This window comes from Tenacibaculum sp. MAR_2009_124 (assembly GCF_900105455.1).
GTDB lineage: Bacteria > Bacteroidota > Bacteroidia > Flavobacteriales > Flavobacteriaceae > Polaribacter.
Window position 1 is genome coordinate 1,544,526 of the sequence record NZ_FNSF01000001.1, and the last position, 14,793, is coordinate 1,559,318.

Sequence of the window (14,793 nt, forward strand, 5' to 3'; positions counted from 1 at the left end):
TTTATATTCTTATAACATTGATTTTAATACTTCCTCATTTATCAAATCATCTACTTTAGTTCGTATCCATTTTCCTGAGGCATCTTTATAACCGACAACACATTTTTCTAACAATAACTCATTCAACTGCGCTTGCACTTTTAGTACTTCTTCACCAAATACCTCAATTGCATCATCAACATTGTTCGACTTCTTTAAATTATCTTTCCATCTTGCATTAAAAAAGTCTATTAGGGTTTTATTGTAATTACCATGATTTGCATGTACCCCCATTTCTGGTTTAACACCCTTTGGCTTTGTATATCCCTCCAACATAATAAGGTTTAGCAAGCCATCGTGATGTTTTCCATTTATATCCATTACGGTATGTCCCATTTTGTCATACCATTTTCTATAACCTTCACTTCTCTTTAAAGCTTCGACCACAAAAATATGATGCGATTGAAAACCATTAAAATGCCCTGATTCTTTTAATTCTTTAAAAAAACCTTTCCAATCATTTCCTTTTACCGCATATGTTATTTTATCCCCATTTTCATTAATAATCTCAAAGGTATAGGCTTTTTTCATCCGTTCATATGCTTCTCCTGTTAGTTTATTAAGTGCTTCAATATTATAATCACTAACTTTCCCTGCCCACTTTGCTGCATATGCTGCATTATCATATCCAAAAAGCTTTAATAAACTTTCTAAATTGCCATCTCTCTCACCATAGTCTAACACAATATTCTCAGCTGATTTTTTTTCTTTACCTAAAAGATCTAAATCTTTAAAATTATACTTTGCATTTACTTGCGGATATTCTCTTAATTTTAACCATGCATCTATATGCATAACTTTTAACTCACTAAGATTATTTACTATTAAATCATCTCCTACAACTTTATCTATTTTCATGGCATCTATATAACTCAAGACTTTTATAAAATCCTCTTTTTGAACATCGGATAGCTCGTCAAATCTGTTAATAATTCCTGCAAAACCATCTAAATTAACAAATCGTTTTCCTAGCTCTGGATTAGCATTTTGCAAAATTTTCCAAGCTCTAATGTGCGTTTCCGTGATTTGATCATGGTACTTAAATAATAATTCTCTTTGTAATATTTTAGGTTTCTTAACACCTTTTTTAGTCAAAAGATCGGAAACGAATCTTGCTCTTTGCTCTAAATCTGAGAGATTATCCTCTACTTTTTTCGCGAGACTTGGATTTTGTTTTAATAATGTAGCCCAGTTAATTTCATCCAACGTTCGAGTAGAAAGTTCTAAGAAATCATCGACATAGGCTGCATCGTCCAACTGATTCGTATCTGGACCTCTTGGTCTAGCATTTTCTGGGAGTACTTTCTCTTGTCTATTAGCACCTAATTCATACCATTCCGTACTTCCATTAGGCTCTCTTGCCACTACAGATACCAAACCGTCATTATGCACCCTTACATAGCCATTCGTTGCTTGCACTGTAAGCTTGTCTCCCAATTTATTGGCAAAATCTTGCGCTCCTTCAAGATTTGTACATGATAATAATCTTACCTTATTTACATCTGGGTGATTATCTTCTAACCATTTTTTAATATTTACAATCTCATCTGTTACTTCTTTACCATCTATAATAATTTTATTATCTGCTCCATGTACCACTATATCAATTACATTATCAACATTTTGTGTTTCTATTGCCAGTAATCTTTTAGATGTTTCTGCTAAATCACCACCCAAAACTAACATGTGATTAGCCGTAGAAATTTCACCTACACCATCTATAATATCTGCAATAAAGCCTTCTGATCGTAATCTATTTCTTGCATCATCGATATTCTTTCCTACAATTTCCGCCAATAATTCTTCTCCTCCTTCCAATTCATCTTCTGCTCTCTTAATAATGTACTCATATGAATCATCCGCTTTTTTCAGCTTTGCTAATTTAAATGATTTAATGAATGTCGTTCCATATTGCGCATAACCAAACATTACTACACCAAATGAATACTCAAAAATCCTAGCTGTATCCTTATTATATGTTGCAAATGCCAAACCAGCAAAATCAAAAACCGTATCTAATCCGACAGGAGCAAAAAATAAAGAGGCAGCATCAATCATTCCATAAATGACTTCATTCGGATTAATTTCACCGTCATAAAAATGCTTCTTGCTATCTAATTCATTATAATCACCAAAAGTATAAGCTATACTAACTAAGAAATCCAAAGTTTCATCTTTATCAAAATGAAACTTTGCATACTGCATTTGAAGACCATCTTTAAAAGTAGAGTCAGTTATATATACTTCTCTTAACTCTATTTTACCATTAACTCTTTCGAAATAATCATCTTTATTATTGTTTACAATTGCCTGAGCATCTCTTTCTTCCGCTTTTAAAATTAATGTGTCATATTCTTGTTTCCATTTTAAAAACTTTCTTTGATACTCTAGCTCTTCTTCTTTAGAAGCATTGTCTTTTAATTCCCCAACTTCCCCTTCTTTATCTCTTAATTTTTGTTTAATTATTTTTAAATAAGGTGACTTTAATGTTGCTAAAGCATTTATTAAAGGATACCCTCTAACACTACTTCTAGATTTCTTTTGAAGTGTATGAATTGAAAAATCGGATTTTATTATAGTCGTATATAAGTTTAATGGTTTTTCAACTGTTTTAAATACATTAATAATGTCTGTAAATGGTGAAGTCCCCTCTTCTACCTCACTTGATAAAATAATATCAGATAAACTTTGCCCATATCCCATGCTATAACACACGTCCTTATTAAAAAGTCCAACACCAAAAATGGATTCATAATTGGATGATGATACTATAAGATGTACTACCTTTTTACCATTAATAAAATTTTGATTTTCAGTAATACTCTTCTCTGCCATGTTACTCAATATTGCAGATGGAATACTCGTATTTGTTGATTCCAGTTTAAGAAAACTAACTACAAAATAGGTGTTCGTATAGTGAGCTAATAAATGTAATTTATCCTCTAAAATCTCAAAATTCTTAGTCCTCTCCAAAACATTAAAATCACTACCATTAATAAATTGTAAATGATTAAAACTACCTTTATCTCTAACTTGAACGCTTGATCTGCTCTCTATTTCTGCTAAAGCAGTACCTAAAGATTCATTTAATTTGGTTTGGTATTTATTTAATGAAGACACATCTTCTTCTTTATCATAGGACAGCGCTGCAAAACTATCACAATTACTAGTTTCATGGGTTTGAGTATCACATCCTATAATCTTAATAGTAGATCTTAAACTTTCCGCTACTATAGGCGTCTTTCCTTTTTGTCCTTTAACATCTTTCCACTTAGCTTTATAATATGAATTTTTACCACAACCTCCATTAAAATTAAAGACTGCTATTGAATCATTATCCTTTAAAATAGATGTCTTTAAATCATAAAATTCTTTCTCTTTATTAGAATAATAACCTTGGAAAGATCCATCATCCTTAAATTTAGCGTAGTAATAAATACTATTATCTTCATCTTTTTTAATTTTAAAACCAGGAACAGAGCCTTGCACGTATTCATTTCCTTCAATCTTATTAGTTATAGATTTTGTATTAGTAACAGTAAATACTTCCCAATTTGGAGTTAACCAATATAACCCTCCTATTTCCCCAGCCTCATCATCTTGAAACCAATACAACTGAATACCTGGGGCGTGTAATTTTTGCCAATCCATATGACTAAAAGTGGTACCACTTCCATAATCCATTAAATAATCCGTCTTTTCTTTAGAACTACTATCATTATACTGGTCCCATGGATGCTTTAATCCGAAAATACCATGTCCTAATTCGTGTGCCGCTACCCTCCCAGGATCGCTCTGCGTAAAAACAAATCCAAACTGACGTTTCAATGGCATAAAACCTTCAATATCATTGGCTAGGGTAATCTTACTTTTATCAATAAAAAACAGGTAATACCTCTCCTTTTGTGATCCTTTTTTAGATTTATAATAGCTAATTAACGCACGTTCTTCGGTAGTATAGTTTGCCAAAACATCGCTATCTCCATTATTTAAAGTGGTGATACCAGTGCTATAATGAACCGTATCTATTTTAAAGTGCACCCCTGCCTTATTGTATATTTCGTTAATACGTTCTTTGACCCCAGATAAGGGAGTTCCATTCACAGAAACTAAAGAAAGGTTTATCTCTCGTTGTTGTACATGCCACGTATTTAACTTTCCAGCAATGGTATATTTACCAGTAGAATCTTTTGGTTTTACCGTTGCCAATATTTCATCCTTTGCAAAATTAAATTGGCGTTTTAATTTTAGCGTTGCTTCATTGTCAGACCAAGTAGTTTCCACTTTTCCACCATTAATGGTTTTAAAGATGATATCTTCCTTTGTTTTTCCGTTTGAAAAAGTAACATTGGCTTTTACCTCATCTGTTGCCTTAGGCATATCTGAGATTAATTTATATAAAACCGAATATTCTTTATCATCGTGAGTTTTAATAAACTCGTACTCTTTTTTATATTTTTCTGAGTTTATGTTCTCTTGATATTGGTCAGTTCCGTAAAAACCTGATGGAATAAATGTTACCTGTACATCTTTTTCACTGATTTCATTAACACTTCCCGAGTTTGACATCCCAGCGGTATTATCATTCGTAGGAGTTCCTCCTTCTGCTGGCGTTCCTTCAGATACATTTCCATCTTCATCGACGGTCCACTGTTGGTCTTCTCCTTTAACTACAACTGGTTTGTCAGTTTCTATTGGTACTTGAGTTCCATCCTGTAAAACCAACACTACTGTTCCGTCTTCCGTAACAATTACATTATCCAGACCTTCTACATTTGAAGCATCATATTCTTCAATAGCACCATCATCTCCAACAATATCATCAATTACATCATCTACATCAATGATACCACCCCATGTTGGGTCATAATCAGTTTCTACAACTCCTTGGGTTAATTGTTTGCTAGTGTTTATTTGAATCCCTTGAAAGGCGACTTTAATTCGTGTATATTTTCCAATATTTACGTCTCCACCACCTTCTTCATTCGTTGCCGCACCCGTTGCTATATTTACAGCATCAATAATCTCTTTTATGTTTTCTAGAAAAGGTAACGTAATATATCCCCAACCTGAAAAAACACCATTTCCTCCAGAAACTTCTCTTACTACTACGGGGAAATCTCCAGCCGTAAAAGTATCATTTGGTTTTAAACTTGGTAATGGATCGGTATTGGTTATATCAATTTCAGGTGTGAATCCACAATTATAATAGGCTGCTTCATCATTCGAGGGCGTGGTAAATTCTTGAATATTAGAATAAGCATACCCCGACAAAGGTGTACACTCTCCTCCCACTCTAAATTCATATAACGTACTTGGTTCTAGGCTATAAATAGTTCCTTCATTGGTATAAGTTTCAACATCAAACCAATCATCGTCTCCAAACCCTTTTTTTCTATATTGAATTTGATATTTAATATGATCTGATATTTGCCAGTTAATTCTTACGGATTCAGAGTTTAACGCCTGAGAAATAACAAAAGATGGGGCTTCGCAGTCTTCTAAATATTTAAACCAAAATATCTCGCTTTTACCATCATTCTTAAATACAGTAGTTTCTTCTACCCCATCACTTACATAAGCGCGTACTTGCCATCCATACATTTTACCCGACAACATCTGCGGTGCTTCAGGTCCAATTAATAGTGTAGTACTTTGTGTGGTGGTTTGATAAAAAGGAATGGATCCTAAAAAATTAGCCTGTGGATTTCTTACATCCCAGAGCTCTTTTAGTATAAACTCATATTGAACATTCGGTGCATTTGTATGACGTGGTGTCCATGTGAATAATACATTTTGAGGATTTGTAGCCGTAACGATATTGTCTCTAAACGGTAAGTTCAGAATTGGTGGATCATTTTGAATCAAATATACTGTTGTGCAACTTTTATTTGATAAAATTCGGTTCGTGAAATAATCATAAACTTCAAAACAAAACTCATATGCACCATTGGGTAATGGGACATTATATTGTTGCTCTGTAATTCCTGATAAATTGCTCTGACGGAAATAGGCCTGCAAATCGAGATTTGACAATCTTAAATTAATTCCTCCGTCAAGGAAAACAGGGTTTTCTCCAATTATTATATCGTTTGAAACAACAGAAATCCCCTGACCAGCGATATGCATTTTAAGTCGAACTCTTCTACCTATTTCATTTACATCTGTAAGTAATAAGTTTACAAATAATTTTTCACTTGTTGTTGTTGAATAATCCGATAGCTTTATACTATATGGAGGAACCAGCTGCGGAGTTACTTGTACAGGATATGTTTGTGCGTTTATTTGTATCGTACTTAGTAGAATGGTTACTAGTAGCGTGGTTCTTAGTAGGCAGTTTTCCAGTAGGAAGTTCTTGGTGTTGCGGATACTTGGTAGGCAGTTTTTCAGTAGGCTGTGAATTGATTTGTAGAATTTTATTAGATTTTCAATCAACTCCTTAAAAAATTTCATATTCCCAACTACCGACTGCATACTGAAAACTGCATACTTACAGTCACTCACTGCCGACTGCATACCGATAAATGCATGCTTACAGCTACTGACTGCCGACTGCACGCTGCATACTGAAGTCTGGACAAGATAAAAAACAAACAAATTAACTATTTCTAACAATTTTCTCATTATTTTTTGAATTTTTCAGGGTTTTGAATCATATATCCTAATAATTTTCCAACTTCTAATGATTCTTTCATTAAAATATTATGTGTTTCTTTATTGATATATTCACATGCTAAAGAAAAGTCTATCCAAACTTGAGTTTCACTATTCTCCATATCCGCATCCGATAATTTGGCTATAAAATGCTTTATATATAAACGCTTTCTGTAACCTTCTGCAATATTTGCACATACTGACCTTGAACTCCTTCTCATTTGATCTATTAAAGAATAACGTTCTTCCTTTGGGTATTTCTTTGTTTTTTCAAATATGTTCATGGCTAAACCAAATGCTTTATTATATGCTTTTAGATCTTTAAAATCCATCAGTTAGCTTCTTTTTGAATTTTTATATCTACCACGATGTAAGAATTGGTTCCTTGTCTTACAAACTGTTTTACTTTTACTGCTCCTTTTCTTTGATCTGAAGTTTGAAACAGCACGATTCTAGGAGAAACTGAATTAGAAAACTCAGTAAGTCCTTCTGTAGTTTCATTTATATCCATATTTCTAAAAATAGAATCATCAGACATTGCATCAAACTCAGAAACGGACATAGAAGAAGTACAATTACAAAGCTCTTGATTATTAATAATTTTTGTAGTCGTTGAATTTGGTATCGCTGAAAATGCCGTTGTATCTGCTTGATCAGGGCTTACAAATTTGTTGAAAGCAAAACTTTCATTCAACCCGAAATACACAAAATCAATTTTAGCTCCAATATCATCAGTAATTTCATTCTCAGAATACACTTGTCTGGTTATTGCAGAATAAAATGCACCTCTATTATTAGTATTATGAGCTGTATTAATTCCTAGTTTAACGTTATTGAACTCTCTAATATTTGTGTTTTCAAATACCGTAATGGTTTTTGTAATTTCTTTCTCTTCTTTACCATTTGAAGCTTTGAGTTTAATACTATGGGTACCAGGTGTAACCAAAGTAATATCCAAATTTTCTTGGTTACTAGTACTAATGTTTGCTCCCTCAAACGTCCATTCGTAATTGGTAGTACTGATGCTATTATTTGTTAAATTTATTTTTACGGGTACTTGATAATCATCATCTTCAAAAGCTACTGAATAATCAAACTTTGCTTCCAAATAGGGTAATACGTTTATAGATTTCTCTAAAACATGATTCTCCATTCCATTGCCTGCCTTCAAACGTATTCTATGATCTCCTGGTGCTGTAAAAATTATATTCTCAGGGTGTTCTTCTCTAGAAGTTTCAATATTTCCTCCTTGAAAAAACCATTCAAAAGAATTAGCTCCTGAAGTATTATTGGTTATTTTAACTTCAACCGGAGAAAAATTATTCTCAAGCACTTCAACCTCAAAATCCAAATTAATTGTTGGATTGATTCTAATTGTTTCCGTTTTTATATCGACACTGCCATCACGATTAGATGCTTCTAATTTTATAAGAAATTCACCCGCGTCATTATAGGTGATAGTACCCGGGTTTTTATCTGTTGAAGTACTAGGCTGACCACCTTCAAAAGTCCAATCATAGGTATCTGCTCCTTCTGTATTATTTTTAATTTTTACCTGAACAGGAACTGTAAAATCGTTGTTTACAACCTCATATTCAAATTCAGTAGTAACTGGTAATGCTACTTCATCAATACAGGCACATATACCCAAAACTCCGACCAAAAAAATGATAAACTTCTTCATTACTGCACTATTATTTTTCTTATTCTACGCGTCTTAGAGGCTTCTAATAATAGAATATATATTCCTGGAGAAACATTAATATCATAATCTACTTCATACTCCTTTTGCCCTGATAACATTTTATCTGTAATCACTGTATTCGCTGATAAACTAAACAAGCGCAAAGACACTTCTGCTTCCTTTTCAAGTTCTAAATTTACTTTAAATTTACCATCATTTGGATTGGAGAAAATCTCAAACTTCTTGACCAATGGTTGATCAATATCTCCAACATCAGGAAGATCTCTCGCCCTAAATACATTCACTATTTTAGTCACTATTTTTTTACAATTACCTTCTTCCGACATAAGTGACACTTCATAATCTCCTGGAGCAGGGAATCGCAATACAATACCTTCTTTAGATTCTTGCACAATACTCACATTAGTAGGCACTCCCCAAATTACATTTTCACTTATAGGGTTTGACACGTTTATAATAGCAATATCTTCTCCTACAAATGCTTGAGAAGTCAATATAAATTGAGCATCAATAACAGTGTCTGAAGTATGGATAGTAATATTTTTTGAAAGTTCGCAACCATTAATTGTTTTCACTGTTAAGTTATAAATACCTTCTTCCGATAATGTCACAATACTTTGGTTGCTTTCAAATCCGTTATTAGAACCCCAAGAATACTCAACAATTTGATCTTGAGTCACATTATATTCAATACTCTCTCCCAAACATAACGTAACTTCATCCGGAACTACTTCAAAAATGAACTCTTCAGGATTTATTAGTGTAAACTCCTTTTTTATTTGACATCCCTTTTGATCCGTTACAACCACCCAATAATCACCAGAACAAAGATTTGAAATTGAACTTGTTGTTACTCCATTGTTCCAAAGAATTTCATAAGGGGCTAAACCTCCTTCAATTGCTACATCAATTTCCCCACTACATTCGTTATAACATACAATATTGGTAATTGTTTCATTAACTGTTAAAGGTGAAGGGTTTTCAAGTGTAATTCTTGCTGTTGTTTGACATCCGTTGGTATCAGTAATTAAAACAAAATAGCTTCCCAACGATACATTTGATATGTCTGAAGTATTCTCTCCTGAACTCCATGAGTATGAATAAGGTGCTGTTCCTCCTTCAACTACGGAAGTAATGCTCCAATCATTATCCAATCCACACCCTAAAGCAGTTGCTTGAAGAGTAGCGGTTAAAATTTCTGGTTCCGTAATTTCGAGCTTTAAGCTTTCTGATATATTGTTATTCCCATCCGTAACAACAACATAATAATTTCCTTCTCCTATATTATTTAACGAACTTTCATTACTCAATATAGTAGATTGTCCCTCATTAAACCATTGGTATTGATATGGTAAAACCCCTCCTGTGGTGCTTGATATAATACTAGCCGTTTCATTTGTATTACATAAAACAATATTTTGTTGTTGAATTGAAACTTCTAAAAGATCGGGTTGATTTACGATAAACTCCTTTGTAAAGTAACATCCATTAGTATCTGTAACCTTCACAACGTAAGTGTCAGCTATAAGGTTTTCAATATCTTGAACGTTAGCAATTACAATACCTAAAGAGTTTGTCCACTCATAAGAATAAGGTAAAGTACCACCAGAAACTGAAATATCAACCGCGCCATTCGATAATCCAAAACCTGTTACTTCTGTAACGCTTCCAATAATGCTCAATGCATCAGGTTGACTTAAGTCAAATACCAACGTTTTAATTGCATTTCCTTCTCTTAAAAAACAATCATTACTATCTTTAATTTGAACATCATAAGAACCTGCCTGTAAATTCTCAATAACAATAGAACTACTGAAAACTTCCCAATTTCCATAGGAACCATTTGATGATTTTATACGATAAAAATAATCAGAGGTACCTCCAAAAACGTTTAAACTTATGGTTCCATTATTTGATTCAAAACATGTCAAATTCGTATGACTTGCCGTTTCATTTAACAAATCTGGTTGAACTATTACAAAAACGTCACTAATATCCTCTATTCCATTTGCATCTGTCACCTTTACAGAGTAAACTCCTGCATGCAAATTATAAATAATATCACTTGTTCCAATAACCATATTGTTATTATCATACCATGTGAATAAATTTCCTCCTACTCCGCCCGTAGCAGTAGCTTTTAGAATACCAGCTGCATCACCATTACATTTGATTTCCTGAGTTTGTTGGATTGATACTATTAAAGGGTCTGGTTCTCCCAAATTATAGTTTTCAAGTAGTACACACCCTCTTGAATCGGTTACTTTTAGACTATAGTTCCCTGCAGGAATATCAACTGCTGAATTAGTAGTACTTATTATGGTGTTAGTTTCATCTTTCCATTCAAAACTATACGGTGGTGTTCCTCCTTGGACAGATACGGACAATTGACCATCAGATAAACCTGCTCCTGAAGGTCTTTGGAATACATTAATTGTAATATTATATTCACTCGGCTGTATTATTTCAATAGTTTCTTGTTTAAAACAACCATTTTCATCAGTGACTAATATACTATAAGCACCACTAGGAAGTGAAGTTAAATCTTCTGTTGTTGCGCCATGATTCCATAAGAAAGTATAAACTCCTGTCCCTCCAGTTACGGTAATATCGATACTTCCATTATTACCATTATAACAAGTTACATCAGTTTTCGAATAGGTAATTTGAACCTCCTCGTTTTCTTTCAGTTCTATATCTTGAAAAGTTGTATTTCCATTCTGATCAGTTACTATCAATCGGTAGTATCCTGCAAACGTTGTTAAGCTAGATTCATTTCCAATGGTTGTTGTTAAATCCTGTGTATTATACCAATTATAAGTATAATCATTTCCAGTGGTTAAATATCCTCCAGCAACTGTGGAACCAAGAACACCTGTCTCTCCATTACAGGCTATTATTGAGTTTACAAACAAATTTACTTCTAATTTATCTGGTTGTGTTAATGTGTATTGCTTCTTGAATTCACATCCTTTCGCATCAGTGATTGTTATTTCATAAACACCAGCTTCCAATCCTGTTGGATTGCTAGAAATGCTTAATACTGTAGTCTCATTAAGTAATGTTAAGGCGTATGAATAAGGCATAGTTCCTCCATTTACTTCAATGACATTGATTTCTCCGTTGCTTGTTTCAAAACCAGTTAAATTCGTAAAGGAATCATTTGCTATGACTAGTTCATTTGGTTCTGAAATTGTAATGGTTTCTTCTAATTGACAACCATTTGTGTCCGTTACTTTAACAATGTATACTCCTTTTACTAAGGAAGAAACATCTTGTGTTGTTTCTCCATTACTCCATATGTAAGTATAATTATTAGTACCTCCTGAAACAGTAATATCTATACTTCCATCATTTCCTGTAAAACAGCTCACATCAACTTTGGAGTGATTAATGGCTAAAGCATCGTTTTGTATTAATGCTATTTCGTCTTGAGTTGTATTTCCATTTGAATCAGAAACCACCAATCTATATGTTCCAGTAATCGTAGTAATTTCATCAGTATTACCAACCTTAGTGGCAAGGTCATTTAAATTATACCACGCATAAACATAATCTTCTCCAGGGTTTAAAAAACCACCACTTACCATAGAACTAATAGTACCTGTTTCTCCAAAACATGCTATAGAGCGGCTAACATTTATATTTAATTCTAATTTATCTGGCTGCGTTAATGTAAATTCTTTTTCCACTTTACAGTTATTAGCATCAATAACAGTCATCACATAAATTCCAGCCGCAAGATTACTTATATGACTAGTCGTACCTATAACTGGTATGGTACCTTTCAATCTTAAAGCATAGGTATATGGTAAAAGGCCTCCTGAAACTTCTTCTACATTAATCTCTCCATTATTGGTTTCAAATCCAGATAAGTTCATCTGAGAATCATTCACTATTATAAGCTCTTCGGGTTGTGTTATAATAAAAGTTCTTTCTATTGCTGGATTTGGACAGTTTAAATTATCAGTTACTTTAATTTTATATTCTCCTACAGGTACATTCGATAGTTTATTCGAAGTACCAATAATTGTTGTCTCTCCTAGTTTTGTCCATTCATAAATATAACTGTTATTTCCACCAGCTAAAGTCACTTCTATTTCTCCAGTATTATCACCAAAACATGCTACATTGATAATTTTTGAAGATGCTATTTCAACCAAAACTGGATTTTCCATTTCTTTTTCATCAGTAGTTTTCACACCATTTCCATCTCTATCAATTACTTCAACCCCATAATTTCCAGTTGATAAATTTGATAATGTTGTTCCCGTCGCACCAGAAATAAAGGTTTTTCCTCCACTTCCGTCTCTAACATACCAATGATACCTATATGGTGCCAGTCCTCCAGTTACGGCTACCTCCATTTTACCATCTGTATCATTATGACAAAATAACTGTCCATCAGAAGGAATGCTTATCGTAGCTATTAGCTCCTCTGGTTCATCTAAAACATGAATTAGCGTATCTACACATCCATTTACATCGGTAACCTTTACTTCATAAGTCCCTTTACCTATATTTGCTATATTTTGCGTAGTTGCTATTGAAGACGTTCCTCCATCTTTGAACCATTCATATGTATAAGATGATGTACCTCCGCTCACAGTTATGTTTATATTCCCATCTAACCCGCCAAACGATAAGGGGTCTTGAGCATTATCTAAAACGACTGTTAATTCTTCCGAAGGTTCAGTTAAATTTATAGTTTTTTCCTCAAAACAATTATTATTATCCGTTACTCTAACAGTATAGCTTCCCGCCACTAAATCTCGTATATCTTTGGTTGTTTTTCCATTAGACCATTGATAGGTATATCCTGGTGTACCTCCAGAAATATTAAGCGAAATACTCCCCGAATTACCTCTTTTACATGATATATTAGTTTTTGATTCATTAACACTTATCCGTGCGTTAGGTTGACCAATGGTTGTACTTGTTTCCTCACTTTCAACTGGAACCCCTGCTAAAAGAACTGTTACTTTTACTTTATAATTACCATTTGATAAACTTGTTACAGAACTTGAATTTGTTCCTATAGAAGTATTTGTTCCTTCTATTTTAAACCATTCGTATTTATATGTTGAACTAGCCCCACCAGTAACCATTGCAGTTATATCTCCTGTTGACTCTCCAAAACACTTAACATCATTTTTCGTTAAGTTTACAACAAGAGGCTCTGGGTCAGTTAACACTATATTTGTTAATTCTTTAATGCAGCCATTCGCATCAGTTACTCTTACTTTATATGAACCAGCTCCCAAACCTGAAACATTTTGAGTAGTTGTAAAAGAAGAAGTGCTGGTATTCTTAAACCACTGGTATGTATATCCAGCTTTTCCACCTGAAACAGATATATTTATAAAGCCGTCTTGAGCCCCAGAAAATGTAGGGTTACCATCACTTATTTTTGAAATACTTAAAGCAGGTGGTTGCGTAATTGCAGTAGATACTTGACTTGACAAACATCCATTTGCATCTCTTATTTGTATTAAATATCCTTTAGCGGACTTATTAGAAATAGTTTTTGAAGAGTTAAACGTTCCTGATTGGTTAATACCATCAAGAATTAAAGTATATGGTAAAGTTCCTCCTGTTGTAGATACCACTATCTGTCCATCATTTCCTCCATTACAAGAAACATGACTAGGTGTAACTACTGGAACTGATAACTGAGTAGGCTCGACAAGATTTACAGAGGCACTTTTTTTGACATCATATTTATCTACAACCTCTATTCTATAATTACCTACTAACAATGATTCAAAATCTACCGCTTGATTCGTATTGCTTGAATAACTCACATATTTAGTTTGTGATGCTGAAGAACTTCCATTTTTATAGAGATTTACAATATAATTCCCACTACTTGGAGATAAACCTCCTTTTACCAAAGCTCTAATACTTCCTCTTCCTACATTACATAAAATAGCTTGATTTATCGAAGCACTGATAGTTAATTCGGGCGGATTTGCAAGTGTTATACTTTCTATAACCCTATTACATGCATTAGAAGTAGTGGCATATTTATTATCCCTTAACTCTACTCGATAAACTGCTGCTCCAAGGTTTGAAATATTAACGTTTCCAGAAATAGAAGTTCCTCCAGAATTTTGTAAAACGTTATCCTTGTACAAAAAATAAGTATAATTTGGCCATCCCCCTGATGGTTTTATTTGAATAACTCCATTTGACTGATCATGCTCTTTTACTTCTTGAACTTGAACTAACTCAAGTTTTAAAGCCTGATTGGGGCCTTTTATTTCAATATCAATATATTTGGTCCCATCTGGATCTTGCCCAACAGTTTGAGAAACTCCTTTTAATGACAGCATCATTACAAATGTTATCATTATATAATTCCAGATAATTTTACTCATATTTTTCCCTTGACA

Annotated in this window: 4 protein-coding genes; all 4 read right to left on the reverse strand. The window is 33.3% G+C overall.

Going from position 1 to position 14,793, the window contains the following annotated elements; translation table 11 throughout:
* Window positions 1-9 precede the first annotated feature (9 nt).
* Genes BLW23_RS05845 through BLW23_RS05860 form a run of 4 tightly spaced genes read right to left on the reverse strand, consistent with a single transcriptional unit; the run spans window position 10 to window position 14,778 of the window.
* A complete protein-coding gene (locus tag BLW23_RS05845; RefSeq protein WP_093668270.1) occupies window positions 10-6,663 on the reverse strand; it encodes a fibronectin type III domain-containing protein in 6,654 nt (2,217 codons plus the stop codon).
* On the reverse strand, window positions 6,663-7,025 hold the full coding sequence (locus BLW23_RS05850) for a four helix bundle protein (RefSeq protein WP_093668271.1): 363 nt from the start codon (window positions 7,023-7,025) through the stop codon (window positions 6,663-6,665). The genes BLW23_RS05845 and BLW23_RS05850 overlap by 1 nt, the downstream gene beginning before the upstream one ends.
* Window positions 7,025-8,377, reverse strand: coding sequence for a PKD domain-containing protein (locus tag BLW23_RS05855; RefSeq protein WP_093668272.1), 1,353 nt, complete (start codon window positions 8,375-8,377; stop codon window positions 7,025-7,027). Before BLW23_RS05855 ends, BLW23_RS05850 begins: the two co-directional genes overlap by 1 nt.
* Entirely contained in the window at window positions 8,377-14,778 is a 6,402-nt protein-coding gene (locus BLW23_RS05860) for a SprB repeat-containing protein (RefSeq protein WP_176829760.1), read from the reverse strand. Before BLW23_RS05860 ends, BLW23_RS05855 begins: the two co-directional genes overlap by 1 nt.
* Between the last annotated feature and the right edge of the window lie 15 nt (window positions 14,779-14,793).

Excerpts from the sequence above, each read along its gene's own strand:
- BLW23_RS05845 (WP_093668270.1), bottom strand. The coding sequence starts at position 6,663 with ATGAGAAAATTGTTAGAAATAGTTAATTTGTTTGTTTTTTATCTTGTC.
- BLW23_RS05850 (WP_093668271.1), bottom strand. The coding sequence starts at position 7,025 with ATGGATTTTAAAGATCTAAAAGCATATAATAAAGCATTTGGTTTAGCC.
- BLW23_RS05855 (WP_093668272.1), bottom strand. The coding sequence starts at position 8,377 with ATGAAGAAGTTTATCATTTTTTTGGTCGGAGTTTTGGGTATATGTGCC.
- BLW23_RS05860 (WP_176829760.1), bottom strand. The coding sequence starts at position 14,778 with ATGAGTAAAATTATCTGGAATTATATAATGATAACATTTGTAATGATG.